The sequence below is a fragment of the uncultured Cloacibacillus sp. genome, assembly GCF_963926575.1.
Classification (GTDB): Bacteria; Synergistota; Synergistia; order Synergistales; family Synergistaceae; genus Caccocola; species Caccocola faecigallinarum.
In genome coordinates, this window is record NZ_CAWUXW010000002.1 from 75,865 (window position 1) to 101,134 (window position 25,270).

Sequence of the window (25,270 nt, forward strand, 5' to 3'; positions counted from 1 at the left end):
CGTTTTTGGGCTTTATCAAAAAACAGATGCGGGGAGGAATCGCCATGGAGAAGAACGTAACGAAGGAAGAAATTCTCGAATTTACGCGGGCGAAGGGAGCCGACGTCTGCGGCATAGCGGACCTTACCGCCGCCGCGGATTTCGTGCGCGCGACGTACGGCGATTCCTTCGCGGAATATCCGCGCGCCGTGTCGTTCGCGCTCTTTTTCCCGAAAGAGGTCGTCAACGAACAGCTCAAAGGGCCGACGCGGAACTACGAGACCATATACCTGATGCTGAACCGCGAGATAGAGCGCATCAGCACGGCTGTCGCGATAAAGCTCCAGCGCGCGGGTTTCCGCGCCTATCCGCTCGACGCGACGGACTACCGCCCTACGGCGCACCCGGAAAAGCTCCACTACGCCGTCGCGGCGGCGGACGAGGCGGGCGAGAAGCTGCCGAAGCTGGGCTTTGAGATAATCGACGTGTTCAGCCACAGGCTCGCCGCGGCGCACGCGGGGCTCGGCTGGATAGGGAAGAGCTGCTGTCTCGTCAATCCGGAGGTAGGCCCGCGGCTGCGCCTCGGCACGGTGCTGACCGACGCGCCCTTCGAGCCGGACGCACCGATAGAGAACCGCTGCGGCTCGTGCCGAAGCTGCATAGACGCGTGCCCCGCGCACGCGCTTCACGGGCGCGCCTTCGACGAGAAGGACCCGCTCTCCGCGCGCATAGACGTGCAAAAATGCTACGACTTCTTCGACAAGGTGGAGGCGGTCTACGGCATTGGCATCTGCGGCCTCTGTCTCGGTTCGTGCCCGTTTGGCAAGTAACATAAATGTAATTTATTGAGGCAAAGAAGGTTTTATAAACGGCTATGGACGGCATTTTAGAGCAGGACGGCATATTCGCCAGGTTTTTTTACGAGCAGGAGTTCAACCCGATAGCGCTCTATAAAATAGAGCCGGATATCGGCGTGGCGGGCTCGAGCGCCATACGCTACATCGACGTGAACCACGCCTACGAGGTCGTCAACAAGATAAAACGCGAGGACGTGATAGGCAAAACCTTCGGCGAGGTCTGGCCCTACGTGGAGCCGCACTGGTCGGGGATAATAGAGCGCTGCGTCATTGAGAACCGCGCCGTGCAGGTGGAGAGCAAGTGCGAGGTCACGGGCAAGTACCTTGAGGCCATAGCCTTTCCTCTGCCGGGGAGCAAGGCCGCGACGATATTCCTCGACATGACGGAGCTCAAGAAGTCCGAAGAGGAATTGAAGGAAAAGCAGAAGACGCTGCTCGAATACCAGTCCAAGCTGCGCGAGCTCGCGACGAAGCTGACGATAAGCGAGGAGACGACGCGCCGCGAAATTGCGACCGACCTTCACGACAGCATAGGACACTCGCTGCTCGCGCTGATGCTCGAACTCCGCAGGCTCAAAGAGATATACACCGGCGACGGCGAGGCCGGGCTGATAATCGACAACTCCATCAGGGCGACCGAAGAGATGATAACCGAGAGCCGCGCGCTCATCTTCGAGCTCAGCCCTCCGATACTGCTCGAGGTCGGCATAACGCCCGCGCTTGAGGCGCTCGCCGACAAGCTTCTGATACCGCGCGGCATAAAATGGTACGTCACGACGCGCGGCAGCATGAAGGACTATTCCGCGGACGACGCCGTCTGCATCATACTCTACCGCCTCTCGCGCGAGGTGCTGATAAACGTTATAAAGCACGCGAAGGCCAAGTCCGTCCACATAAGCGTCAACCGAGGGCCGAACAAGATACAGGTCGTCATCGAGGACGACGGCGTCGGCATGAGCCCGGAGCTTGCGGAGAAGCGCGGACGCAAGAAGGGCGGCCTCGGCCTGTTCAGCATAAGGGAGCGGCTGGAGCACATCGGCGGCGAGCTGCGCATAATTTCAAACGAATCGGGGACTACCGTCTCCATGCTCGCGCCGCTCAAACTGCGCGCGAATGAAGAAGGGGAGGGCGGCGAAGCCGAATGATAAAAATTTTCCTGGCGGACGACCACGAACTTTTCCGCGAAGGGCTGCGCAGCCTTCTGACTAAGGAAGAGGACTTCGAAATAACAGGAGCCGCGGCCGACGGAGCCGAGGCGGTCAAAGCGGTGCTGGAGCTGCGCCCCGACGTGGTGCTGATGGACGTGACGATGCCCGGCATGAACGGCATCCTCGCGACCGAAAAAATCTGCGAGGCCGCGGACAACATAGCGGTCATCATAATTTCGATGCACAACGACCGCCGCTACATCGCCGAGGGGCTCAAAGCCGGAGCGCGGGGCTACGTGCTGAAGGAAAGCTCGCCCGAGGTTATGCTCGAAGCCATCCGCACCGTGCGCGGCGGCGACGTGTTCCTCTCGCCGAAGGCGTGCACAGTGCTCGTCGAGGACTATCTGCGCCTGCTCGGAAGCGAGGACGCGCGCGACTCGAACCCGCTCTCTGAGCGCGAACGCGAAGTGCTCGCGCTGCTCGTGAAGGGACGGACGGCGAAGCAGATCGCGGACACGCTCGCGATAAGCAAGAACACAGTAGACACGCACCGCCGCCGCATAATGGACAAGCTCGGCTGCGACAGCATGGCGGAGCTCACGCGCTACGCGATACGCGAAGGCTTTCTGACGCTGGAGTGAAAACGCGCTGTTCTCAGACCGATATTCCCGCGCCGCGGCTCGCCGCCCGCGGGAAATTTTATACCTGCCGAACTTTATATAGGAGACGGCCGTTCCGTCGCCCCGCGCTTGACGCGGAGGCCGGCGGCTCCAGAGGCCTCGCCAGTAGGACGCCGGTAATGCGCCGGGGGAATTCGGGATTTTCCGCTAATGTGGGCGGCGCATTGCGTCTCTGCGCGGAATCACAAAATGCGCCGCGCTCTATAAGGCGCGGCGGCTCTCCGCAACCTCGCCGTCATGTCTCAGAACGCGCCTATTTGCACGCACAGACGGGCCGCGTCCGCAAATTTTATTTGTATATATCAGGCCTATTTTATTTTCCTAATGTCTGACTATATAATATGTGCATCTGAACGGAGGTGTTTTGTTTGATGCCCATTTTGATAGGGGCCGGATTGGCGATTATTCTGGCCGTCGTCTACGTCGCCTTTTCGATGTCGCGCTTCCGCGAGAGCGCGGGCGCGATGGAGCAGACGGCGCGCGAGCTGCTGACGCGGCTGCAAAGCGTCGAGGCGAGGCTCGACGAGACGGAGGAGACTCTGGCGAAGAACCTGACCGCCATGCGCCGCGAGCAGAACGAGACGGCGGCGGCGGGACGCGCGGAGCAGGCGCGGAACTTCGCCGTCCTCGGCGACGCGCAGGCGAAGCGCGTGATGGAGATAGGCAGCGTGCAGCGCGACAGCTTCCAGAACTTTGCGAAGCAGCTCGCGGCGCTCGGAGAGGCGCAGGCGGCGCGCATAAAGGAGATAAGCGAGAGCCAGACGGAGAGCCTCGCGGCCTTCTCGAACCAGCTCGCGAACATCAGCCGCCTCAACGAGGACAAGCTAGAGGCTATGCGCTCGACCGTCGAGGAAAAGCTGCGCGAGATGCAGAAGGGCAACGAGGAAAAGCTCGAAAAGATGCGCGCGACCGTGGACGAGCAGCTTCACGCGACGCTCGAAAAACGGCTCGGCGAGGCCTTCGCCTCGGTCTCCGAGCGGCTCGAGCAGGTACACAAGGGGCTCGGCGAGATGCGCGCGCTGACCTCGGACGTCGGCGATTTGAAGAAGGTCCTCTCGAACGTCAAGGCGCGCGGAACGTGGGGCGAAATGCAGCTCCGCGCCCTGCTTGAGCAGATGCTGACGAAAGAGCAGTACGCGGAGAACGTCGAGACGCGCCCCGGCAGCGGGCAGCGCGTGGAGTTCGCCGTCGTGCTCCCGGGCCGCGGCGAGGGCGGCGCGACCGTCTACCTGCCCATCGACTCGAAATTCCCGATGGAGGACTACCAGCGCATAACGGCGGCCTCCGAGCGCGGCGACGCCGCGGCGCTCACCGAGGCGCAGAAGGCGCTGCGCGCCCGCGTGCTTGACGAGGCGAAGGCGATACACGACAAATACATCGAGCCGCCGCACACGACCGACTTCGGCATACTCTACCTGCCCGTCGAAGGGCTCTACGCCGAGGTGCTGCGCCTCGACGGCCTCTGCGAGCGCATATCGCGCGAGTACCGCGTCGTCCCCGCGGGGCCGACTACGATATGCGCGCTCTTGAACAGCCTGCAGATGGGCTTCCGCACGCTCGCGATAGAGAAGCGTTCGAGCGAGGTCTGGGTGCTGCTCGGCAAGGTAAAGACGGAGTTTGAAAAATTCGGCGTCGTGCTCGAAAAGACGCGCGAAAAAATAGAGGCCGCGGGCAAGGAGCTAGACAACGCCGGCGTGCGCACGCGCGCGATAAACCGCGCGCTGAAGAACGTCCAGCAGCTCCCGCTCGAAGGCGGCGAGGACTTCCTTACCGCGGGCGAAGACAAGGCGCAGCAGGGAAAGATTTTCTAAAGAGTATAAAGCCGCATAAAACAGCGGCGCGCGGGCAAAATCCCCGCGCGCCGCTTAATTTCATTCAAGAAACGGACACCTCGTCACCCCGCGCTCCGACGCGGGGTCCAGCGTCGTTAAATACCGTAACGCATCGGAATTTGAAGCCGCTGGATGCCGCGTCAAGCGCGGCATGACGGTTAACAGACGTTTCTTTAAAAAGTTGAATGAGTATAATTTTGCGCTCTTTCGTAAAACGGCCCTATTCTTCGCTCTCGGCGCGTCTGTTAGGAGGCGTGCGGACGCCGACGATTTCCGCGGTCACGTCGCCTGGGTTCATGAGGCGGAAGGGCTTCGAGCTTTCGTAGTATATGCTGTCGCCCTCGTTGAGCGTGTAGACGCGCCCGTCCTGCTCGAACTCCACCGCGCCGCTGAGCACGAGGAAGCACTCCTCGCCAGGGTACGAGGCGTACACGCCGTCGGGGTCGCTGTAGTGCGGCGCGAGCTTCATTATCGAGCATTCCATCTTCTTATTCGTCACGTCGTGCTGCAGCATCTCGTAGGTAATCGGCGCGCGCGGGCTGCTGATGATCTTGCGCTCGTCCCTCCGCACGACGATGTCTTCGACCGGGTCTGTGTCGAAGAAGTAGAGGAGCGGCACCCTGTAGTACGACGAGAGCTTGCGCAGCACGGAAATCGACGGCTCGACCTTGTCCGTCTCAATCTGGCTGAGATATCCCTGCGAAAGCCCGGAGGCTTCGGCGACCTGCTTCAGCGTCGCGCCGCGCTCTTTCCTCAATCTTTTTATGCGCTGTCCAAGCATCTTCCGTTCGTCACCGCTCTTTCAGTATTTTTACTTAGAGGCTTCTTTTATAATTATAACAAAAATTTCTAAATTTGATAGATAACGGCAAAAGGTTTATTGAGCTGAATATTTTGTAATGTAAATATTTTCGTAATAACAAAAATCTTGAGCGAACAGGCGCTTTACGGGAGAGGCGCGAAATGCGCGCTTATGCTAAAATTTATTCCCGTGCGGAGCGTTAGTGAACGCCCGCTCATTGTTTGCTGGGGGCGCTGAGTTTTGGCGGAGGTTCCGTTCTTCATAACGTTCGTATTCATCATATTCCCGGCTGCGGCCGTCGCCGCGGCGCTGCTCTACAGCCGCCGCTCCGATTGGAGGGCGGGACGCGCGGAGGCGGGGGAGTGCAGGAAATGAGCGCGGCGCTCGCCGTCTGCGCGCTCTACTTCGCCGTATTCATCGCGATAGGCTTCGCGGCGGACCGGCGCGGCTCCGGGAGCGCGGAGAGCTTTTACCTCGGCGACCGCAATTTCGGCGCGGTGCCGACGGCGCTGTCTGTAGGCGCTTCCGACTCGAGCGGCTGGGTGTTCACCGGCGCGGTCGGCTTCGCATACGTCTACGGCGCGTCGATGATGTGGATATGCGTCGGCTACACCGTCGGCATATTCTGCAACTACGTCTTCGTCGCGCCCGCCCTGCGCCGCTTCACGCGGCGGACAGGCGCGGCCTCGCTCCCTCATTATTTCGCGCTGCGCTTCCCCGAGTGCGGCGCGCGGCTGCGGCTCGCCGCCTCTGCTCTCATCGCGGTATTCTTCACCGTCTACGCGGCGGGGCAGCTCACGAGCGCCGGCAAGGTATTCGAGGCCTCGGGCTTCAGCTACGGCGCGGCGGTCTGGGCCGCGGCCTTCGCGGCCACCTTCTACACCTTCCTCGGCGGCTACAGGGCCGTCGTCTGGACCGACGTCGCGCAGGGCGTCGCGATACTTGCTGTGCTCGCGCTCTTCCCCGCAGCCTTCGTCATGCAGGCGGGCGGCTGGCACGCCTTCTGGGCGAAGCTCTGGACGATAGACCCCGCGCTGCTCTCGGCGGGCGGCGGACACACCGGCGCTTCGGCCTTCGCCTTCGCCGCGGGGCTCGCCTCGGGCGGCCTCGGCCTCATGGGACAGCCGCACATCTTGCAGCGCTTTATAACGGCGCGCGACGACCGCTCGCTTTCGCAGGCCGCCGTCCTCGGCGTCGCGTGGGTGCTCGTCCAGGCCTCGGGCAGCACTCTGCTCGGCCTTTCCTGCCGCCTCATGCTTCCCTCAGTCGCAGACCCCGAGTTCGCCTTTCCGGCGCTCGTCATGCAGAAATTCCATCCGATAATCGCGGGCGTCGTAGTCGCCGCGGTATTCTCCGCGATACTCTCGACGCTCGACTCGCTGATCGTGCTCGCGGCGCAGACCGTCCACCTCGACATCATCGAGGGAGTCTGCGGGCGAAAGCTTTCCGAACGCGGCGCGAAAAAGGCTGGCCGCGCCGTCATCGCCGCCGTCGGCCTCGTCTCCGCGCTCGCCGCGGCATCGGAGTCGCGCATGATATTCTGGTTCGTCCTCTACGCCTTCGCCGTCATGGGCGCGGCCTTCGCGCCGCCGCTGATTCTCTCGCTCCACTGGAAACGCACGACCGGGCGCGGCGTCCTCTGCGGAATGCTCGCAGGCGTCGCCGTCAGCGTGATTTGGTACAACGTCCCCTTCCTCAAGGCGCAGATGTACGAAATGCTCCCCGCAGCCGCCGTCTCGGCGTTGGTCACGGCCGCGGTCAGTCTCTCTTCGCCGCTTCTCAAAGACGCCGACCGCCGGATAACGTCGACGAAGAAGTAGCTGCTCCGTTTCGCAGCATCCGCCTATCTCGTTTTTGGGGCGCGCTCCGCAAGCTGTACTCCGAGATTGTATGCGGCGCGGCAGTCGAGCGGGAAATGTTCCTCGCGACGGCGGCGCTTCTCTTCCGCTGAAAAGATGGAAGATTCATACTTCGAGTAGTCGGGGAACTGCCACGTGTCGTAGACGCAGAGGACTTCAGGCGCTAGCCCCAGCACCTCCGTAATCGAGCGGCGGTACTTTTCGAGATTCGATTCCAAATGTACGCGCTGCGCCTGTTCCATGGTTATGTTCATGTCGTAGATGAAGCCGGTGGGGATGGCCTTCGGAAAGACCGTCGGTATCTCTTCGCTGTATATATAATTTGAAAAGAGGAATCGTTCAAGGAACGCCGCCATGCCTGACGTAATGTTGTCGTAATATATAGGCGAACCGAATATTACGGCGTCAGCCTCTTTTAGTTCGGACAGAAGCGGCGAGAGCGCGTCGCTAAGGGCGCACACCCCGTGCGGGCGGTCTTTGCGCTTGCAGTAGAAACAGCTGACGCAGCCTTTGTAATCCATCGCGTATAAATCCACTCGCTTTGTCTCCGCTCCGTTGTTCCGCGCTCCGGCGAGCGCGTTTTCAATAAGTTCCGCCGTGTTCCCGTTTCTTCTGGGACTCCCGTTGACTGCGATTATTTTCATCGTTCTTCCTCCGTCCATAAATTTTTCAACGGCGCGCCGTGCGCTGGGCGCGGCTCTCACTGTTCGGTTATTTTATGGCGTCGGATGCGGTGCAACAAATACCGTCTTTCTATATAATGCTATGCCTCCTTGGTATTGCGCCGCGGCGCATAAAAAACGCGGCCCCGTAAAGGAGCCGCGCGGTTTTTCTATTTACTTTGCGCGTTACGGATGCGCGTATCTTCCGATGAAGAGCAGCGCTCCGCTCGCGTTGTCGCGGATCATGTAGACGAAGGGCCTGTCGGCGCAGAAGATTACATGCTCCTGCGGCGCGAGCGAGGCGCGCATGACTATGACGGCGGTCGCCGCGGCGGCCTCGGTGCCTTCTTCGGAGACTTCGACGAAGGTCTTGTGCAGGACGCCGCTTATCGCCATGTCGCGGTTTCCGGTGATGCCGGAGAAGTCCGCCGTTCCCGCGTCGAAGGCGGAGCCCATTCCTAGCGCGGCGAGCGTCGTGCTGAGGTCGTAGCTGCTTTCCTGCTTGAACTTGGGCATGAATATCTCGACCTCGGCGGGGCGCATTCCGGCGCTCCACTCGGCGACGCTTGCGGCGTTCATTCCGGCTTCGAGCGCTTCAAGCGAGGAATCCTCGTCGGGGAGCAGCACGAGCATGGAGAAGCGCCCGTCCTTGTAGGGCATCTCTATCATCTGCGCGCCGTCGAGCTTCGCGTAGTTGAGCTCCTTCGCGCGGCGGTTCATCATCTGGACGTTGACGGATTCTTCGGGCGTGATCCAGAAGGGGCGCTCCTCGGTGTTTTCTGCCTTGAACTCTTCCTGCCATCCAGCCTTGAAGTAAACGGCGTTGGTCAGCACCATCTTCGTGTCCTTGCCGAGCGCGCCGCCTGGGATGATGTCGGTTATCTTGCCGGCGGTCTGGTCTTCAACCCAGTTGTTTATCGTTTTGCGCGCGCTTTCGGGGCGCTTCGCGTAGTCGAGCTGAGTGAGCCCCGCGCGGTAGTCGCGGCGCACGAGCTGGACGAATTCGGGCAGGAGCTTCTCGCCCTTCGCGGGCCATATCGCGTTCGCTGTCCTGACGGTCGCGACGCTGTCGGGCACGGCGTTGATTGAGCCTATCAGCGCGCCCATTCCGGCATGTACGTCCGGCGCGAAGTGCAGCGCCCGCGCCATTTCTGCCTCGGTGACGCCGCGCGCCCCCGCGTAGGTCATCGCAAGCGCGGTCGATACGCTGTAGGGTGAGAGGAATACGTTTTCCCCCGCGGCTCCGGCGGCTGCCGCCTTATAGAGGTCGAAGGTGAATTCGTTGATGGAGAGGGCCGCGTCCTCGACGAGCGCCTGCGTGCCGTGCGAGAAGCTCTCCGCCGAGCCCTCGTCGGGCAGTCCCGCGCGCATCGCGCATATCTCTATGTCGCATCTCACGGCGTCGTAGTCGTAGCCCGCGCCTTCGAACGCGTCCTTGTAGGCCGCGGCGAGACGGCGCAGCTCGGAGAGCTCCGCGGCGCCGAGCTTCGTTATGTCGCGCTCCGCGCGCTTGACCGCCATTACAACCATCGAGGCCACCTGCTCGGGATTGTAGGCGCTTTTGCCGGGCGTCACGCCGGCGTCGATGAGATCGCTCTGCGCGAGGCCGCCGAGCGAGCGGTATGTCCAGTGGAAGGACGGGATGAGCTGCGAGGCGTCCGCATACGCCGCGCCGGCGAAGGCGAGCGTCAGGACGGCTAACGCAAGTATTGCTGTTCGTTTCATTTCTATACCTCCGTTGTTCGGCCCTCGGGCCGTTCTGGCAAATGAATTATAGCCTATATTTGTGTGAATCGTGTGTGCGCGCGCACGAAACGCCGCGCCGCGCGCCTTGGTGCTAAAATTATGGCGGGAATGTGGATTTTACCGGAGGGATGAATATGAACCTGTTCAGCGTAAATATGGAAAAATGCGTGAAATGCGGCGTCTGCATAAAGGCCTGCCCCGCGGGCATCGTGCAGTGGGGCGACCTCGGATATCCGGAGGTCGAGGAGAAGCGCGCCGGGCGCTGCATCGGCTGCGGCCAGTGCGTGATGATGTGCCCGTCGTGCGCGGACGAACTTTCGTTTATGAAAGACGCTCAGACGGTGCGCACGGCGGAGCTGAAGCTGCCCTCCGAGGAGGAGGCGCTGAACCTCATCATGTCGCGCCGCAGCGTGCGCATGTTCAAGGACGAGACGATACCGCGCGAGACCTTTGAGAAGCTTTTCAACGTCGTGCGCCAGGCTCCGACGGCGGTCAACAGCCAGAACGTGCGCTGGATAGTGACGCTCGACCCCGCGAAGACGAAGGAGGTTACGAACCTCATACTCTGCTGGTTCCGCGAGGAAATTTTCAAAAATCCGACGAGCCGCGCGGCCCTGCTCGGCGCGGGCATGATAGCGAAGGCCAAAGAGGGCGACGACCGTCTGCTGCGCGGCGCGCCGCACGTCGCTATCGCCGTTACGCCTGCCGAATACGGCTGGCCCGAGGACGGCGCTATCGCGCTGACATATCTCGAGCTCGCGGCGCACGCAATGGGAATAGGCTGCTGTTGGGGCGGCTATCTGACGACCGCGATACGCAGCTTCAAGGGGCTGCGCGAATATCTCGGCATCGGCGAGGACGAGCACGTCTGCGGCGCGCAGATGATGGGGTATGCGGCGCTGAAGCCCGCGCGCCTCTTCGCGCCGCGCCGCGAGGTAAAGGTTGACTGGATTGGATAAAATTCCGCGCCGCCCGCTGACGATAGGCGTGCTCGCGCACGTCGACGCGGGCAAGACGACGCTGACGGAGCAGATGCTCTTTCAGGCCGGGGCGGTGCGCTCTCTGGGCCGCGTAGACGACGGCTCCGCGCACACGGACTTCACGGAGTTCGAGCGGCGGCGCGGGATTTCCGTGCGCGCGGCCTCGGCTTTCCTTTCGTGGAACGGCGCGAAAATCTACGTCATCGACACGCCTGGCCACAGCGATTTTTCCGGCGAGACGGAGCGCGCGGCGCGCGCGATGGATTTCGCCGCCGTCGCCGTCTCCGCGGTCGAGGGCGTGCAGGCGCAGACCGAGGTTATATGGCGCGCGCTGTCGAAGATGGGGATTCCCGCGCTGTTTTTCATCAACAAGACGGACCGCGAGGGCGCGGATGTCGATTCCGTCCTCGCGGAACTGGCGGAGCTGACGGGGCGCAGGCCCGCGCGCGTGCCTCTGGACGACCGCGCCGCGCTCGCCGAGACGCTCGCCGAGCACGACGACGCGGCGCTCGAAAAATATCTCGAGGAGGGCGCGGAGGGCTTCTCCGACGAGGAGCTCGCCTCGCTGCTGCTCGAATGCTTTTATTCGAAAAAACTGATTCCGTACGTAACGGGCGCGGCTCTGAAGGGCGAGGGCGTGGCGGAACTGCTCGACCTGCTCGCCGCGCTCGCGCCGCGCGCCGGTGGAACGGAGGCTCCGCTCTCTGGCGTCGTCTTCAAGGTGGAGCACAGCCCGGCGCTGGGCCGCGTCGCGCACGTGCGCCTTTTCTCCGGCGAGCTTAAAAACCGCGACGCGGTCAAATGCTCACCCTCTGGCGCGGAGGGCAAGGTGACGCAGATACGCGAGGTGCAGGGCGCGAAGGAGCGCGACACGGGGCTGCTGCGCGCCGGCGAGGTCGGGGCCGTCTGCGGCCTTTCGCGCGTGGTCTGCGGCGACGCCTTCGGCGACCCGTCGCTCGTGCCGCCGCGCGCCGAAATGTCCGCGCCGCTGCTGCGCGTCAAGCTGACGCCGCCATCCGACGCCGCCTATCCCGCGCTCGTCGCGGCGCTCGAAGAATTGTCCGCGGAGGACCCGCTGCTCGACGTGATATGGGAGAAGGAGGTGCGCGAGCTTCTCGTGCGCGTCACAGGGCTCATGCGCGTCGAGACGCTGCTGCTCGCGCTGCGCGGGCGTTACGGCATAGAGGCGCGCGCGGGCGAGCCGATGGTGATTTATAAAGAACGCCCGATAAAACGCGCCCGCGGCTTCGTCGAGTACACGATGCCGAAGCCATGCTGGGCCGTAATGCTCTTCGATATAGAACCTCTGCCGCTGGGGGCCGGCGTGATTTTCGAAAGCGTCGTCCCCGACGATAAAATCTTCCGCCGCTATCAGGCGCAGGTGCGCCAGACCCTGCCCGAGGCGCTGCGGCAGGGGCCGCGCGGCTGGGAGGTCACGGACTTGAAAATAACGCTCATAGACGGCGAGCACCACGTCGTCCACACGCACCCGCTCGACTTCGCGCTCGCGACGCCGATGGGGATTATGGACGGGCTTGTAAACTGCGGCACCGAGCTGATGGAACCGGTGCTTGACTTCAAACTGACATATCCGGAGGAATGCGGAGGCAGGCTGATGGGCGAGCTGCTCGCTATGCGCGCGGCGTTCGACAGCCCTGTCGTGCGCAGGGGGATGTTCACGATGACGGGCCGCCTGCCGCTCGCGACGAGCATGGATTTCCCGGCGCGGCTCGCCTCGCTTACCGGAGGGCGCGGAACCTTCTCCGCCGTTCCCGCCGGTTACGAGCCGTGCCCGCCCGGCGAGGGACGCGACGTGCCGTACCGCGGCGTCTCTCCGCTTGACCGTGCGAAATATATACTTTACAAACGCGGCGCGCTCGGCGCGTAGAATAGAAAGGAGACCAAGCCGTGAACGGCGAATACACACTCGCGACCACGATAAGGGTCCGCTATAGCGAGACCGACCAGATGAAAATAGTCTACAACGCGAACTACCTCGACTGGTTCGAGATAGCGCGCACAGAACTCTGCCGCAAATTCGGCAGGCCATACACGGAATGGGAGGCGCAGGGGCTTATGCTGCCCGTCGTCGAAGCCTACTGCCGCTACAAGAGCCCCGCGCATTACGACGACGAGATAGAGCTCTGGGCGCGCATGACCGAGGTCAAATGCCACAGCGTAAAATTCGAGTACCGCGTGAAGCTCGCGGACGGCGGCAGGCTTCTCGCCGAGGGCTGGACGAAGCACGGCTGCACCGACCCTTCCGGAAAGCTTTATAAGAAGGAGCATCCTTTCTACCTCTGGGTAAAATCGCTTGAAGGGGAGAGCGCGTAGCGCACGGCGCGGCTTCTCGCTCGTCGAACTGCTCTGCGTCCTGCTTGTTCTATGCGTCGTCGCAGGAGCGGCGGCCGTGACGTTCCGCGGCGCGGACGAGTGCAGAATCGTGCGCGACGAGGCGGAGGAGCTGCGGGCGTGGCTCTCTTCGCGCATGGCGCAGGCCGCGCGCGAGAGCGCGGAGTTCAAGCTGATAATAGACGCCGACAAGACCACGCAGGAGCTCGGCTTCACGATAGAATGGTACGGCGGCCCGCGGGACCTCGAGACGGAGACATACGCGCCGGGGCGCGCGGCGATAGAACGCGACAGCCTCGCGAACGAACATACATTCGACGGAGAATGGTTTACGCTCACTCCCGCCGCATCGTTTATAATAAGGTCACGCAGGGAGCGCGATATCGCGGCTCTCGTCACGGTATCGGGCGTCGGGTACGTTGACGTTAAGGAAACTTTGAAGGAGCAATAGCCGTGGGAAACAACAGCTGGCATGACGAAATAGATTTTCACTGCACCTTCGGGGCGTGGCCCTTCAAGAAGAGCCTCGACATAACCCCCGCTGGCTTCCTCTACTGCGGCGAGCTCTTCCCGCTCAAGACGATAACGCGGCTGCGCTGGGGCGTAGACCAGAAGCGCGGCGGCATACTTCCGAAGGTCCTCTACCTCGCCACCTTCGGCACCGCGACGCGGGAATTCACGATAAAGACGAAGCAGCGGGATTTCTACGAGCACCTCACGGAGCGCTTCTGGCGCGCCGCGGGACGCCGCCTCATGGCCGAGATGCTCGACGGCCTGCGCAAGGGCGGCAGCTTCGTCTTCGGCGGCTTCACGATATCGGACGAAGGGCTCACCGTCAGGCCGAAGGGAATATTCAAGGCCGGACGCGCGGAGTTCTTCGAATGGGCGAAGCTTAAATGGGGAATAGTAAACGGCAACCTCGTCTTCACAAAGGCGGATTCGCCGGAACAACCTATAGCGAGCGCTTCGTTCCTGTGGGTCGACAACGCGCACATACTTAGCGTCGCGCTGGCGCTTCTCCAGGAACGCGCTGACAAGAGGAGGCTAAGCGCTATAGCGGATTAAATGGAAAAGAGACCGAGACGCATTCCGATGCCGGAATGGATAGAGATAGACCCCGAGAGCGCGGCCGCAGTCGGCCCGCTTTCTTCTTTCGCGCCGTCGCCCTATTTCGCCGCGCCGGATTTCTACTCGATGCGCAGCAACGACAAGGGGCTCACGATAATCGGCGAATACCCGACCTACCAGCAGACGAAGGGCTACAGCTGCGGCCCGAGCGCCGTGCTCACGATACTCTGGCACTTCGGCGTCACGCACTACGACGAGGATACGCTCGTCAAGCTCTGCGGCACGCTGACGAAGCCCAACGAGCGCGGCGAAGGCGGCACGCCGACCGAAGGAATATGCCGCTTCTTCGAAAGCATAGGCTGGAACGTAGAGTCGAGCCTCTACGCGCCAGTGCGCAACAGCGTCATATTCGACAGCCCCGCGAGCTTCCGCGCCTACGCGCTCGAAAAGCTGCGCGCGGGAATCCCGATAATGGTCGAGAACATCTGCATGGGCGCGCACTGGCGCGTGCTCATCGGCTACGACACCATGGGGACGGAGACCGTCGCGGACGACGTGCTGATATTCATGGACAGCTCCGACACGCGCGACCACTGCCACGACGGCTACGCCGTCGAGAACGCCGAGGAATTCTTCGACACCTGGCGCGACTACTGCGCCCTCCCCGCCGACCAGAAAATCCAGCAGTTCATAGCCGCGTGGCCGAAGGAACGATAAAACGGAGCAGATTTCTGAAATTAGCAACAGCGCCGCCGCGTAACGCATAAAGCGAGACGCGGCAGTTTTTTCATCGTGTGTTTCCATGTCCGAAAAGTGCCGTACTACCGCTGTGGTTTTGCTATAATCGCCTCAAATCCGAGCGGGGAGGCGAAGTTTATGCTAGACGATAAAAAAGCTCTCTACGCCGCGCTTTTGGCGCGCGACGCGCGGTTTGACGGGCGGTTCTTCGTAGGCGTCTCGTCGACCGGCGTATACTGTCGCCCTATCTGTCGCGTGAAAGCGCCGAAATTTGAAAATTGCGCGTTTTTTGCGACGGCAGCCGAGGCGGAACAGGCCGGATACAGGCCGTGCCTGAGATGCCGGCCGGAGCTTGCGCCCGGCTCGTCCCCGATGGACGCCTCGTCGTCGCTCGCGCGCGCGGCGGCTCTGTCGATTGAGGAAAACTGCGGCGACGGAGAAAGTCTTGAGACTGTCGCCGCGCGCTTCGGATGCACCGCCCGACATCTGCGCCGCGTCTTTGAAGCGGAGTATCGCGTTCCGCCCGTGCGCTGGAGGCTGACATGCCGTCTTCTGCTCGCGAAGAGCCTACTTGCCGACACCGCCCTTCCTATCGTGGACATAGCGGCCGCCTCCGGCTTCGGAAGCCTGCGGCGCTTCAACGACGCTTTCAAAAAATATTACAAAATGAGCCCTTCAGAGATGCGCCGCAGCGCGGCTAAGAAGCGCTCAAACGACGGCGCAATAACGGTTTCGCTTGGATACCGTCCGCCGTATCTCTGGGATGAAATTCTGCGCTTCTTCGTCGCGCGCGCAATTCCCGGCGTGGAAACCGTGCGGAACGGCGCGTATATGCGCACGGCTCGTTTCAAAGGCTGCGGCACGGATGGAGTGGATATATGCGGATGGTTCTCAGTCTCGCACAACCAAGCGAAGAACGCGCTTGATGTGACGCTCTGCGAAACTCTGCTCCCCGTCCTTCCACGCCTGCTTTCACGGGTGCGCGCGATGTTCGACCTGTACTGTGAGCCGTCGGAAATATATGCGGCGCTCTCTCGGATGAACGATATAAGGCCCGTGCTGTGCCGCCTCGGTACGCGCGTGCCGGGCTGCTTCGATGTCTTTGAAATGGCCGCGCGCGCCGTCCTCGGACAGCAAATTACGGTCAGGGCCGCCTCTGCGCTCGCCGGCAGAATAGCCGCGGCTTTCGGCGCGTCTGTCGAAACCGGCGTCGAAGGGCTGACGCGCGTCTTCCCGACGGCGGCGGCGATGCTTTCGCTCGAAGGCGGCGCGGAACGTCGTCTTGTCGAGCTCGGCGTAATATCGGCGCGCGCGGCTGCGATAAGAGCGCTTGCGGAATCTTTCGTAAATCATGAGATAAATTTCGGCCTATGCCCGTCGCCCGAAGAGGAGATAAAAAAGCTGCTGGAGATACGCGGCGTCGGAAGCTGGACGGCGCGCTATATTGCGATGCGCGCGATGTCGTGGACGGACGCCTTCCTCGAAACGGACGCTGGGATAAAAAAGGCGCTCGCGGGATACGCGCCAAAAGAGCTGCTCAAAATGTCGGAGGCGTGGAAGCCGTGGCGCAGCTACGCGACGGTCAACATCTGGAACTCGCTTTACAAGGAGGTCTGAAAATGTTCTATTCAACCACATACGATTCGCCGGTTGGGAGGATCACGCTCGCGGCGGACGGCGCGGCGCTTAACGGTCTCTGGATAGAAGGGCAGAAATATTTCGGCGACACTATACCGGAGGAGATGACGGAGCGCGGCGGCCTGCCGGTGTTCGACGCTGCGAAGGCGTGGCTCGACAGGTATTTCGCCGGAAAAGCGCCGCTGCAGTGCGAGCTTCCGCTTGCTCCGATAGGCGGCCCGTTCCGTCAAAAAGTTTGGAAAATCCTCTGTGAAATACCATACGGCGGCACGATTACCTATGGGAGCATAGCGAAGCGTATGGCTGCGGAGAGCGGCAAAGCGTCCATGTCGGCGCAGGCAGTCGGCGGAGCCGTGGGGCGCAACCCTATTTCTATAATAATTCCCTGCCACCGCGTCGTCGGCGCAAGCGGAAGTCTCACGGGCTATGCTGGAGGAATCCGCACAAAGGTTTGGCTGCTGACGCACGAGGGCGTCAATATGGAAAATCTGACCGTTCCGAAGAAAGGCACGGCGCTGTAATTTTTTTGAGAAATCGCAAAATTTTGGAGGTCCGCCATGATTACAGAAAAACAGAGAGAACGTGCGAAAATTTTTTCAAATATGCACAAGGAGCGTAAAATGTTCGTCCTGCCGAACGCATGGGACGCGGGAAGCGCCGTAGTCTTTGAGCGCGCTGGATTTGCCGCCGCAGCGACTTCGAGCGCTGGAATAGCCTACGCGCTTGGCTGCCCGGACGGTGAGACAATAACGTTCGACGAACTTCTGTACGTTGTTGAGAGGATGGCGCAGCGCATCGGCATTCCTCTCTCCGTCGATGCCGAGCGCGGATATGCGGAGACGCCGGAGGGCGTGAAGGAAAACGCAAAAAAGCTGCTCGAAGCCGGGGCCGTCGGCTTCAATATAGAGGACGGCCTTCCAGACGGCACGTTATCGCCGCTCGATTTTCAGCTCGACAAGATAACGGCGCTGGTCGAGCTGAAGCGCGAGACGGGGCTGGATTTCGTCATAAACGCGCGCACCTGCGCTTACTGGCTCAACGTCGCGGGCGAAGAGGGAAATTTTGAAATCGCACTTAAACGCGGAAACGCTTTCGCCGATGCAGGAGCCGACTGCGTTTACGTCCCCGGCGCGCTCTGCGAAGAGACCGTCGCGAAACTCGCGCTTGGGATAAAAGCTCCGCTCAACGTCATATTGAACGGCGCGTTCCACGATTTTGCTAAACTCGAAACGCTCGGCGTTCGCCGCCTCAGCGTAGGTTCGTCGCCAGCGCGCTTCATATACGGTCAAGCGATAGAGATGTCGCGCGCGCTGCGTGCCGGAGACCCGTCGCTGCTGCTCGGCACGAAATTCAGCTATGCCTCCGCGAACGAATTCTTCGCATGACGCTTCGCTGAAGACCGACACGCGTGACCACTGCCACGACGGCTACGCCGTCGAGAACGCCGAGGAATTCTTCGACACCTGGCGCGACTACTGCGCCCTCCCCGCCGATCAGAAAATCCAGCAGTTCATCGCCGCGTGGCCGAAGGATAGGTAAAACCTCGCCGCGTGGGGCGCAGTTGCAAAAAAAGTAAAAATCGTTTAATATAAACCGCTGTTTGAAGGAGAGTGACGGCGCAGGCCGCGCCCGACGGAGAACCGACAGTTCGAAACCATCCTGTCGTTAAACAAAACTAGGGACAAAAAGCAGCGCAGCGAAGGGCCGCGCTCCCGGTTATGCGGGAACGGCGCGGCGCAGCGCGAACAATCGTTTTTGAAATCCCCGGTTTTCAGATGAAGCCGGGGATTTTTATTTCGGAGGCTGAAAAATATGGAAAACGCAAACAACATGACCCGCCTGCAAAAGCTGACCTTTTCCGCTATGGTGATGGCGCTTTACATCGTCGTGCTCTGCCTCACGTCGAGCTTCTCCTTCGGCGCGTACCAGATCCGCATAGCGACGAGTTTGTACGCGCTCGCCTATCTCTTCCCGTTCCTCGTCGTTCCGCTCGGCCTCGCAAATTTGCTGTCGAACATGCTCTTCGGCGGCTTCGGCGTCGCGGATATGCTCGGCGGCTTTCTCGTCGGCGTTACGACTGCGGCCTGCATCGTCCTGATACGCAGGAAAAACTTGAACCGTATGCTGATGGCCGTGCCGATTGTACTGGTGCCGGGGCTCGGCGTGGCGACCTATCTGTCTTACATCCTGGCGATACCCTATCCGCTGATGGCGCTCAACCTCTGCGTCGGGCAGCTCATTCCATCCGTCGCGGGCGTTGCGCTGGTGAAGCTTCTCGAACGCGCGCGCCGGCCCGCGGCCGCGGCTGAGCACGGCGGAAGCTGCTGATATTATGACAAGGAGCGATAAAATGAGCGGACGTACAAAAGAAGAGCTGGAGGGTGTTTCACTGCTCGGCAATCGTAAGGTCTCGTACCCGGACGACTACGCGCCGGAGCTTCTGGAAACCTTTCCGAACAAGCACACGGAGAACGACTATTTCGTAAAATTCAACTGCCCCGAGTTCACAAGCCTCTGCCCGATGACCGGACAGCCGGACTTCGCGACGATATACATATCCTACGTACCGGGCGAGCGCATGGTGGAGAGCAAGTCGCTGAAGCTCTATCTGTTCAGCTTCCGCAACCACGGCGACTTCCACGAGGACTGCGTGAACATCATCATGAAGGATTTAATACGCCTGATGGAGCCGAAGTACATCGAGGTGTGGGGCAAATTCACGCCGCGCGGCGGCATCTCCATCGACCCGTACTGTAATTACGGCAAAAAGGGCACGCCGTGGGAGAATATAGCGTTCGAGCGGCTGGCGCATCACGACATGTACCCGGAAAAGGTGGACAACCGCTGATAGAGGCTTAATTATGCTGATTTAACTTTATAACAAAAATTATGTCGCCCTGGAAATCTTCTGTGCCCGATGGAGCGGGGCAGACTCTCCAGGGCCTCCGTCCTACTCGTTAGAGGTCGAAACGAAGCGCATATGACGCCTTGCTGTCTCTAACGTTTCATGATGGAGGCCCCGTGCAGAAAATTCACGGGGCGACATAATTGTTTTGTTTTTAAGTTAATGGTCTATAAGCATAAAAAGCGGGCGGTGGGCTGAACGGCGGAATTGTTCCGCCGGAAGCCGCCGCCCGCGCAGTTTGGGCGTTACTTCTTTTTCAGTCTGAGCGCAAGGAACAGAGCGCCCGCCGCAAAGAGCGCCGCCGTTCCGCCGAACGCATTGCATCCGCCGCCGCTGCCGCCGGAGGCCGCGGCCGGACGTTCAGACTCAGGGCGTATGCGCAGCGTAGCGACCTTGTAGAGCTTGAGCGGGCCGTCCGTGTCCTGAGAGACGGCGGCGCTGCGCGTCTCCGCGCCGCTCGCTTCTGAGCCGGACTCCATCGCGTAAATGACTACGTCCTCCTCCCAGTCGTCGGTCTGCGTGACTGTGATTTGATTGCCGTTGATTTTTATCACTGTGTCCTCGTCGCCCTGCGCGTCGCTCTCGAGGAGAAGCTTATACTCGGACGGGTCTACTACCTCGCCGTTTGCGTCCGTCAGCGTCACGGTCACGACGGCCGACTGGTTGGGGACGGTCCATACCGTGTCCTCAGAGAACGAAAGCGCGTAGCCTTCATTGCTTTCAACGGCGATGTCGGCCGGCACTTCGTATTCCGTCGCCTGCGATTCAGCGTCCCCAGATATCAGTTTCATTTTCACATTAAGCACGGCAAGGCCCGACAGCCCCGGCGTTACGGTAATCGTCCGCTCTGCTTCGTTTATATCAAGGCCGCACACGCTGTCTACTCCTGCCGTTGTGTCGCCTTCATCTCCCTGAACCGTCCCTTCTCCGGATTCGCCGCCCTTGTCTTCACCGTAGGGCTCGATGTCTGCGGATATGATTGTATACTGGTCTTTGCTCAGGATATTTCCTGTGTAATCCGCCATCACGGCGGAGACAACCGCCGGTTCGCCGCGTTCTTTCAATATTATGATGGAGGGCTCAATCCCGGCTTCGTACTGCTTCGCATTTTCTCTGACGTACCATAACCCGTCCGCTTTTAGTTCCATTATATCTTCCGGCTGCTGGTCGATTGTCGGTATAAGCATCAGATAATCCGTGGGGTCTGTGTCAAATGCGCCGCGATGTATGCCGAGCAGCTGTATAGCGTCGCCGTATTCGTCCTTGCCCATTTCGGCGAGCTTTACTCCGTTCGTGAGGATTTTGCCGCAGCCATCCGGATTTTCGTCTGTGATGCGGAGCGATTCTTCTATGTCGAAGAGCGCTTCAGCGCCGCTGTATGTTATCGTAAAGTTGTTAAGGTCAAGCTCCGTGTCGCCGGGCGCGGCGTAAAGCTGCGTCGAGCCCTCTACGTCGGCTGTAAGCGTTACGCTGCCGCCGTTTGCAAGCGCCGCCTCAAGCTCTTCCCACGTGCCTGCTTCTTGAGCCTTCGCCGTATCCGCAAACGCCGACGTCAACAATAAAAGCGCCGCGGCAATCAACAAAAGCGCTCTGGATTTCCTGTGCATGTTTCTTCCTCCTTCGCTTGATGCACGCGCGGCGTGTATTTTTCCCTCCGCGCCCGCTGAATGCACTTCCATATCAGTATAATTGAAAAGTTTACAAGCTTGCAATGCGCAAGACAAAAATAAAAGCCCCTGGCGAGTCAGGGGCTTCTTGGTGCTTTTGGTGATTGATTACAGGGTTACTTTGCTGTACTGATCACGCATTCCTTTGACTGCGGCAGCGAGCGCCTCGGGGTCAAGGACCATTTCCATCATAGAAATCTGCTCTTCCCACTGGGCGGGATCGCACTCTTCACGAATGACCGGGTCAAAGATGTGATACACGGGGAGTCCCAACGAGACTCCAGCAAGCGGGCCTGCAAAGGTCGGGTCGCCGTTCGTTACGGTTTCGGCGTAGATTTCCGCGCCTTCCGCATCCGAAGAACCGAGTACTACTACGCAGTTCTCGGCGCCGTACTTTTCAGCAGCGTCTTTAATGCGCTGCTGGTTCTGCAGGTCCATTGCTCCTGCCGCGGTTCAGACAAAGCATTCCGTCGCGGAGAAGACTATCTCTGCGCCGGAATCCTTGAGGCACGCTTCCATAGCGGGCCCAGGAACGCCGTCTCTTTCACCAAGCAGGAGTAATTTCTTACCATTGAGTTTTCCCATGGTCAGATACCTCCTAGTTGTGATTTATTGCTAAACCGGCGGCGCTGCCGCCGGCTCTCGCCAATGTTGGATTAAAGTAACTTACGCTTCCTTCGCGAGCTCTTCGATGGCCGCGCGGATGGACTCTTCGGTGCACTCTTCCTTGGAGAGGCGCTTCACTTCGACGCCGTTCTTCCAGAAGAGGAAGGTGGGGAGGCCCATGACGCGGAAGCCCATCGCGACTCTCTTGTTGGTCGAGCAGTCGACCGCGGTGAACTTCACTTTGTCGCCGAACTCGTGCTCCATCTCGTGGTACTTCGGCTTAAGAGCCATGCAGGGTACGCACTGGGGGCCCCAGAAGTCGACTACTACGGGTTTGCTGGTTTCCTGGCGCACTTCGGCGTCGCAGTTTTCTTTGGTAAGATCAATCATTGTATTTCTCCTCCTATTGATTATTTTTTATATGTACTTTGTTGCATACAGCGCTATCTTAGCATCTCGCGCGCGGAAAGTCGATAGCGATTTTCCTGCGCTTTATTTATCTTCTTCCAGGTCGAGGAGCATTGCGTCGCGCAGCGAGCGCTGGAGCATCTGCCTGTCGATTATGCCGAAATCTTCGCCTGGCGTCGGAAGGTTCGGATGGTTGCGCTCTATCACGTAGCGTTCGCGCGCCTTGTGCAGCGCGATGAGCCCCTCTTTGTCGTACCGGCGGTCGTTCTTTTCTATGACGAGCGACCTGTACGGGCCGCGCATGATTGGAACGTTCGGCGGCAGCGGGGCGGAGACGAGCTTCCAGCCCTGCTGGAGAAGTTCTTCGGCTTTGTCGAGCGCCGCGAAGGGGTCGCCCTCGACGAGCGTTATCTCGTAGGGCACGGCCGCGTTGCGCTCTATCCACGGGTTGTTCGTCACTATACGCAAGATTCTTTCCGTCATGGCACTACCTCCAAGGCCGATGCCGCACGGCCCCGTTTGTGACAAAAATATTTTACTTCAAAAGGTTGCGGAAGTATTCGTGCAAATACACAAAGATATAAAAAACGGGCGGCGTTTTCGCCGCCCGTTTTTGTGTTGCGCGTTAGTTTTTCTCGAAGATGGTCTGCTCTTCGATCTTGGTGGTCATAGCCTTGAAGGCGCGCATGAGAAGCTCGCGGCGCGCGGCCTTGTCGACTTCGGGTCCGAGCTCGGGCTCTCCGACGGGATGCGGAATCGCGACGCCCGGGACTATTCTGTTGCTTCCGACCGTGAGCATGATAGGAACGATGGTCGCTATCTGAACGACGGGGATTCCGGCAGCGTTTTCAATTTCTCTTGTCATCGATGCACCGCACCGAGTACAAGTTCCTCAGGTGGAGGTGAGGATCACGCCGTCAACTCCCGCTTCTTTGAGCTTCTTGCCTATCTCCTGGCCGAACTTCTCAGCGAAGGCGACTGCGGTTCCCGTTCCGGTCGTCGTGTAGAATTTGTCGTAGAGCTTTCCGAAGACGCCCTCTTTCTCCAGTTCGCGCATCTCGTCGAGCGGGACGACGACGTCCGGGTCGAGGTTCGCCCACTGACGGTCGTAGCCGCCGTGGATGGACTCGTAGTTGTCCGGATTGAGGTCGGTCAGCTGCGAAATGTCGTACTCGCCGAAGCTCTCAGCCGAGGAGACGCGGATGTGGTCCGGGTTGCCCTTCGGGACGATGCCGCCGGAGGTGACGAGCGCGATGGTCGCGTGCTTGAGGTCCTTGATGGGCTCTGCCGGCGGGATCTTCTTGAATACCGGCATCTCGTACTCCGTGCGGAACTCTTCGCCGCGGAGCTTCTTGAGGAGCATCTCTACCGCGCGCTCGGCTCCGCTCTTCTCCTGGAAGAAGGATTTGCGCATGCCGCGGTGGATGTAGCCTTCGATGCGGGCGGGGCCCATCGGCTCGTGCTTCGCGAGCTTGAGTCCGAGCTTCGCCATCGCGGGAAGGGCCTTGCCCATGCCGCGGGCGCTGTCGGCGCAGGGTACGATGTAGGTGTTCGGGTAGTCTTTCTTAGCGTAGAGCTCGACGCCCGGGTTCTCGTGGTACATCGCAGTGACCGCGGGAATGCCGAGTTCGTTGCCTACCGTGGCGGCGATGTCGCCGCAGGCGAAGCCGTAGCGTCCGGCGTTGAAGGCCGGTCCCGCGATGAAGAGGTCGGGCTTCTGCGCCTTGACGAATTCAAGGCACTTCGCGCGCGCTTCGTCGGTGTGCTCGCCGTAGAAGCCGTCTCCGCAGATGACGGTGGCTACGACCTGGGCTTCCTCGCCGAGGGCCTGCTGGAGTCCGAGGCCGGGTCCGACTACGCCTTCACGAACTTCGGGCTGGTGGTCGGCCTTCTCTTCTCCGCCTATGTTGGCGAAGAACTGGTTGATGTAATGTACAACTCTGATGGTCATGTCAGTTACCTCCCTATACCCACTCGCAGCCGAGTTTGTTGAAGCCTATCTCGGCCGTGGAGGCGATGATGGACTGGAGCTCGACGTACATCGATCCGTCGGGACGCAGGCTTTCCGCCGCACCGCCGGAGAGAAGCGCTATCTGCTCGGGGTATCCGATGACCTTGTCCATCGCGGGAACTTCGATCATCTCGTTGACGTTTCCGGTCGAGATGAAGGCGTCGAGTTCCGGCGTGGCGTCGGCAAGGCTCTGGCTCGCGCCGTCGGTTCCCGCCGATTCGTCGGAGACGAGGACGGCCTTGATGCCGGCCTTCTCGAAGTTCTTCGCGTTGAGGCAGAGGTCGGTGTCCGGGTTGCCGTAGCCTTCCTCGGAGACGATGACGCCGTCGGCGCCGAGCTGCTGCGCGATCGACAGGTTGAGCTGCGAGGCGCGGAGCTTACCGGCGAGGATCGTGCTTTCCTGGGTCGGAACCATGCCGAGGAAGTTGATTTCCTTGCCGTGGCGCGCGTAGAGCGCCTGGACTATCGGGTTGTGGCAGTGGTGCCAGGTGGTGTTCTTGTCGCAGCCGGAGACGCAGTTTCCGGAGACCATGGCGCCGTCGAGCACTTCGTTCGGGTGAATGAGCGTCGGCAGCGAGGGACGGAGGTCGGCCGCGTAGAGGTAGGTGTCGTGGAGAAGTCCCTGCGTGATGTTCATGCAGACGTAGATGACCTTCGGGAGGTCGGGGTACTTCTGGCTCTCTTCGAAGGTGTCGCCCTTCTCGAATACGGTGACTTCGTCGGCCTTGGCGCCCTGCTCGTCCGCGCACTTCGCGAGGTAGACGGCGAGCTTGAGTCCCGCTTCGCGGAGCGAGGTCTCGTAGAGGTGCTTCTCGAGGTCGTCGACGGGAACGACGGAGAGAACTACGTTGTAGGTCTCGGAGAACGGCGTGTACGGCGCGCCGGGGCCGCTCATGTCGATGAAGCCTTCCTGGAAGGCGACGATCGGTCCGCAGGTGATTACCGCGGCGCCGTCAAGGACGAGGGTCTGTCCCTCTCCGGCCTTGCCCATCGGGGCCATGAAGCCGGGGAAGTAGTTGCCCTTTCCCATCTTGACGCGGGGCTCGACGGCATCCTTTACGGGGATGATTCTCGTCTTGTCTCCGGGGCAGGCGAAATCTATGCTGACCTCTTTGAAGTTTCTGTCCTCGGCGATGAGGGCTTCGGCTTCGGCCTTGTTCACATAGAGAACGCCGTCCTTCACATGTGTGGTGTCTGCAAAAGCGAGTCCTTTGATATGGACCTTATGCAATTCCAAACGCATGCTGCATTCCTCCTTTTGTTTTGTAGAGATGATGAAACGGTACATTGTTTTGCGCGGGGAAACCTGCGTCGAAAAGCCGCTTGTTTCCT

General features: G+C 60.5%; 27 protein-coding genes. 18 read left to right on the plus strand and 9 right to left on the minus strand.

Going from position 1 to position 25,270, the window contains the following annotated elements; translation table 11 throughout:
* The first annotated feature begins 44 nt into the window (after positions 1–44).
* From ABGT66_RS03035 to rmuC, 4 genes are all read left to right on the plus strand, one after another.
* Positions 45–809: a 4Fe-4S double cluster binding domain-containing protein gene (locus tag ABGT66_RS03035; RefSeq protein ID WP_346688770.1), complete on the plus strand. Its 765-nt coding sequence runs from the start codon at positions 45–47 to the stop codon at positions 807–809.
* A gap of 44 nt (positions 810–853) precedes the next feature.
* Positions 854–1,981, plus strand: coding sequence for an ATP-binding protein (locus ABGT66_RS03040; RefSeq protein ID WP_346688771.1), 1,128 nt, complete (start codon positions 854–856; stop codon positions 1,979–1,981).
* Positions 1,978–2,625 (plus strand): response regulator transcription factor, encoded by a 648-nt coding sequence (locus ABGT66_RS03045; protein ID WP_346688773.1) that lies wholly within the window; start codon positions 1,978–1,980, stop codon positions 2,623–2,625. Before ABGT66_RS03040 ends, ABGT66_RS03045 begins: the two co-directional genes overlap by 4 nt.
* 410 nt (positions 2,626–3,035) lie before the next feature.
* Positions 3,036–4,475 (plus strand): DNA recombination protein RmuC, encoded by a 1,440-nt coding sequence (gene rmuC, locus ABGT66_RS03050; protein ID WP_300263000.1) that lies wholly within the window; start codon positions 3,036–3,038, stop codon positions 4,473–4,475.
* Between the two features lie 241 nt (positions 4,476–4,716).
* Here rmuC and ABGT66_RS03055 read toward each other — a convergent pair whose 3' ends face one another.
* Positions 4,717–5,277, minus strand: coding sequence for a helix-turn-helix domain-containing protein (locus tag ABGT66_RS03055; RefSeq protein WP_294194758.1), 561 nt, complete (start codon positions 5,275–5,277; stop codon positions 4,717–4,719).
* Positions 5,278–5,538: 261 nt separating this feature from the next.
* Here ABGT66_RS03055 and ABGT66_RS03060 point away from each other — a divergent pair, with 261 nt between their 5' ends.
* On the plus strand, positions 5,539–5,673 hold the full coding sequence (locus ABGT66_RS03060) for a hypothetical protein (protein ID WP_346688775.1): 135 nt from the start codon (positions 5,539–5,541) through the stop codon (positions 5,671–5,673).
* Complete coding sequence (locus ABGT66_RS03065) at positions 5,670–7,118, plus strand: sodium/proline symporter (RefSeq protein WP_346689235.1); 1,449 nt, start codon at positions 5,670–5,672, stop codon at positions 7,116–7,118. Before ABGT66_RS03060 ends, ABGT66_RS03065 begins: the two co-directional genes overlap by 4 nt.
* Before the next feature lie 23 nt (positions 7,119–7,141).
* Here ABGT66_RS03065 and ABGT66_RS03070 read toward each other — a convergent pair whose 3' ends face one another.
* Entirely contained in the window at positions 7,142–7,801 is a 660-nt protein-coding gene (locus ABGT66_RS03070) for a flavodoxin family protein (protein ID WP_346688777.1), read from the minus strand.
* Between the two features lie 204 nt (positions 7,802–8,005).
* Positions 8,006–9,544: a serpin family protein gene (locus ABGT66_RS03075; RefSeq protein WP_346688778.1), complete on the minus strand. Its 1,539-nt coding sequence runs from the start codon at positions 9,542–9,544 to the stop codon at positions 8,006–8,008.
* Between the two features lie 155 nt (positions 9,545–9,699).
* Here ABGT66_RS03075 and ABGT66_RS03080 point away from each other — a divergent pair, with 155 nt between their 5' ends.
* The 12 genes from ABGT66_RS03080 to queF all read left to right on the plus strand — a co-directional run bounded on the left by ABGT66_RS03080 (position 9,700) and on the right by queF (position 19,189).
* On the plus strand, positions 9,700–10,524 hold the full coding sequence (locus ABGT66_RS03080; protein ID WP_346688779.1) for a nitroreductase family protein: 825 nt from the start codon (positions 9,700–9,702) through the stop codon (positions 10,522–10,524).
* Entirely contained in the window at positions 10,517–12,433 is a 1,917-nt protein-coding gene (locus ABGT66_RS03085; protein WP_346688780.1) for a translation factor GTPase family protein, read from the plus strand. Before ABGT66_RS03080 ends, ABGT66_RS03085 begins: the two co-directional genes overlap by 8 nt.
* Positions 12,434–12,453: 20 nt before the next feature.
* On the plus strand, positions 12,454–12,879 hold the full coding sequence (locus tag ABGT66_RS03090) for a thioesterase family protein (protein WP_294194769.1): 426 nt from the start codon (positions 12,454–12,456) through the stop codon (positions 12,877–12,879).
* Positions 12,860–13,348 carry a prepilin-type N-terminal cleavage/methylation domain-containing protein gene (locus ABGT66_RS03095; RefSeq protein ID WP_346688782.1) on the plus strand — a complete coding sequence of 163 codons (489 nt, stop codon included), beginning with the start codon at positions 12,860–12,862 and terminating at the stop codon, positions 13,346–13,348. The genes ABGT66_RS03090 and ABGT66_RS03095 overlap by 20 nt, the downstream gene beginning before the upstream one ends.
* A 2-nt stretch (positions 13,349–13,350) precedes the next feature.
* Positions 13,351–13,962: a hypothetical protein gene (locus ABGT66_RS03100; RefSeq protein ID WP_294194773.1), complete on the plus strand. Its 612-nt coding sequence runs from the start codon at positions 13,351–13,353 to the stop codon at positions 13,960–13,962.
* Positions 13,963–14,682 carry a papain-like cysteine protease family protein gene (locus ABGT66_RS03105; protein ID WP_346688783.1) on the plus strand — a complete coding sequence of 240 codons (720 nt, stop codon included), beginning with the start codon at positions 13,963–13,965 and terminating at the stop codon, positions 14,680–14,682. It abuts the gene before it with no gap.
* Positions 14,683–14,841: 159 nt separating this feature from the next.
* Entirely contained in the window at positions 14,842–16,320 is a 1,479-nt protein-coding gene (locus tag ABGT66_RS03110) for an AlkA N-terminal domain-containing protein (protein WP_346688785.1), read from the plus strand.
* Positions 16,321–16,322: 2 nt separating this feature from the next.
* Entirely contained in the window at positions 16,323–16,862 is a 540-nt protein-coding gene (locus ABGT66_RS03115; protein WP_346688786.1) for a methylated-DNA--[protein]-cysteine S-methyltransferase, read from the plus strand.
* A gap of 36 nt (positions 16,863–16,898) precedes the next feature.
* Entirely contained in the window at positions 16,899–17,726 is an 828-nt protein-coding gene (locus tag ABGT66_RS03120) for an isocitrate lyase/phosphoenolpyruvate mutase family protein (RefSeq protein ID WP_346688788.1), read from the plus strand.
* A complete protein-coding gene (locus ABGT66_RS03125) occupies positions 17,698–17,880 on the plus strand; it encodes a hypothetical protein (RefSeq protein ID WP_303148810.1) in 183 nt (60 codons plus the stop codon). Before ABGT66_RS03120 ends, ABGT66_RS03125 begins: the two co-directional genes overlap by 29 nt.
* A gap of 273 nt (positions 17,881–18,153) precedes the next feature.
* On the plus strand, positions 18,154–18,669 hold the full coding sequence (locus ABGT66_RS03130) for a QueT transporter family protein (protein WP_346688790.1): 516 nt from the start codon (positions 18,154–18,156) through the stop codon (positions 18,667–18,669).
* 22 nt (positions 18,670–18,691) lie between these two features.
* Entirely contained in the window at positions 18,692–19,189 is a 498-nt protein-coding gene (gene queF / locus ABGT66_RS03135) for a preQ(1) synthase (RefSeq protein ID WP_346688791.1), read from the plus strand.
* A 302-nt stretch (positions 19,190–19,491) separates the two neighbouring features.
* Here the strand turns inward: queF and ABGT66_RS03140 are convergent, their stop codons facing one another.
* The 6 genes from ABGT66_RS03140 to ABGT66_RS03165 form a co-directional block, all read right to left on the minus strand.
* Positions 19,492–20,853, minus strand: a complete 1,362-nt coding sequence (locus tag ABGT66_RS03140; RefSeq protein WP_346688793.1) for a hypothetical protein — start codon at positions 20,851–20,853, stop codon at positions 19,492–19,494.
* A 168-nt stretch (positions 20,854–21,021) separates the two neighbouring features.
* On the minus strand, positions 21,022–21,498 hold the full coding sequence (grdA, locus tag ABGT66_RS03145; protein ID WP_294194185.1) for a glycine/sarcosine/betaine reductase complex selenoprotein A: 477 nt from the start codon (positions 21,496–21,498) through the stop codon (positions 21,022–21,024).
* Positions 21,499–21,579: 81 nt separating this feature from the next.
* Positions 21,580–21,909 carry a thioredoxin family protein gene (locus ABGT66_RS03150; RefSeq protein WP_294194187.1) on the minus strand — a complete coding sequence of 110 codons (330 nt, stop codon included), beginning with the start codon at positions 21,907–21,909 and terminating at the stop codon, positions 21,580–21,582.
* A 102-nt stretch (positions 21,910–22,011) separates the two neighbouring features.
* Entirely contained in the window at positions 22,012–22,410 is a 399-nt protein-coding gene (locus ABGT66_RS03155; protein ID WP_300262858.1) for a GrdX family protein, read from the minus strand.
* A gap of 142 nt (positions 22,411–22,552) precedes the next feature.
* Complete coding sequence (locus ABGT66_RS03160; RefSeq protein WP_300262855.1) at positions 22,553–23,878, minus strand: glycine/betaine/sarcosine/D-proline family reductase selenoprotein B; 1,326 nt, start codon at positions 23,876–23,878, stop codon at positions 22,553–22,555.
* Between the two features lie 13 nt (positions 23,879–23,891).
* Positions 23,892–25,181: a glycine/sarcosine/betaine reductase component B subunit gene (locus ABGT66_RS03165; protein ID WP_294194193.1), complete on the minus strand. Its 1,290-nt coding sequence runs from the start codon at positions 25,179–25,181 to the stop codon at positions 23,892–23,894.
* Positions 25,182–25,270: the final 89 nt, after the last annotated feature.

Coding starts and splice junctions, on each gene's coding strand:
- ABGT66_RS03120 (WP_346688788.1), top strand. CDS start 16,899: ATGATTACAGAAAAACAGAGAGAACGTGCGAAAATTTTTTCAAATATG.
- ABGT66_RS03150 (WP_294194187.1), bottom strand. CDS start 21,909: ATGATTGATCTTACCAAAGAAAACTGCGACGCCGAAGTGCGCCAGGAA.
- ABGT66_RS03155 (WP_300262858.1), bottom strand. CDS start 22,410: ATGACGGAAAGAATCTTGCGTATAGTGACGAACAACCCGTGGATAGAG.
- ABGT66_RS03080 (WP_346688779.1), top strand. CDS start 9,700: ATGAACCTGTTCAGCGTAAATATGGAAAAATGCGTGAAATGCGGCGTC.
- ABGT66_RS03075 (WP_346688778.1), bottom strand. CDS start 9,544: ATGAAACGAACAGCAATACTTGCGTTAGCCGTCCTGACGCTCGCCTTC.
- ABGT66_RS03125 (WP_303148810.1), top strand. CDS start 17,698: ATGCCTCCGCGAACGAATTCTTCGCATGACGCTTCGCTGAAGACCGAC.
- ABGT66_RS03045 (WP_346688773.1), top strand. CDS start 1,978: ATGATAAAAATTTTCCTGGCGGACGACCACGAACTTTTCCGCGAAGGG.
- ABGT66_RS03130 (WP_346688790.1), top strand. CDS start 18,154: ATGGAAAACGCAAACAACATGACCCGCCTGCAAAAGCTGACCTTTTCC.
- ABGT66_RS03040 (WP_346688771.1), top strand. CDS start 854: ATGGACGGCATTTTAGAGCAGGACGGCATATTCGCCAGGTTTTTTTAC.
- queF (WP_346688791.1), top strand. CDS start 18,692: ATGAGCGGACGTACAAAAGAAGAGCTGGAGGGTGTTTCACTGCTCGGC.
- ABGT66_RS03115 (WP_346688786.1), top strand. CDS start 16,323: ATGTTCTATTCAACCACATACGATTCGCCGGTTGGGAGGATCACGCTC.
- ABGT66_RS03165 (WP_294194193.1), bottom strand. CDS start 25,181: ATGCGTTTGGAATTGCATAAGGTCCATATCAAAGGACTCGCTTTTGCA.
- rmuC (WP_300263000.1), top strand. CDS start 3,036: ATGCCCATTTTGATAGGGGCCGGATTGGCGATTATTCTGGCCGTCGTC.
- ABGT66_RS03035 (WP_346688770.1), top strand. CDS start 45: ATGGAGAAGAACGTAACGAAGGAAGAAATTCTCGAATTTACGCGGGCG.
- ABGT66_RS03055 (WP_294194758.1), bottom strand. CDS start 5,277: ATGCTTGGACAGCGCATAAAAAGATTGAGGAAAGAGCGCGGCGCGACG.
- ABGT66_RS03110 (WP_346688785.1), top strand. CDS start 14,842: ATGCTAGACGATAAAAAAGCTCTCTACGCCGCGCTTTTGGCGCGCGAC.
- ABGT66_RS03065 (WP_346689235.1), top strand. CDS start 5,670: ATGAGCGCGGCGCTCGCCGTCTGCGCGCTCTACTTCGCCGTATTCATC.
- ABGT66_RS03070 (WP_346688777.1), bottom strand. CDS start 7,801: ATGAAAATAATCGCAGTCAACGGGAGTCCCAGAAGAAACGGGAACACG.
- ABGT66_RS03105 (WP_346688783.1), top strand. CDS start 13,963: ATGGAAAAGAGACCGAGACGCATTCCGATGCCGGAATGGATAGAGATA.
- ABGT66_RS03140 (WP_346688793.1), bottom strand. CDS start 20,853: ATGCACAGGAAATCCAGAGCGCTTTTGTTGATTGCCGCGGCGCTTTTA.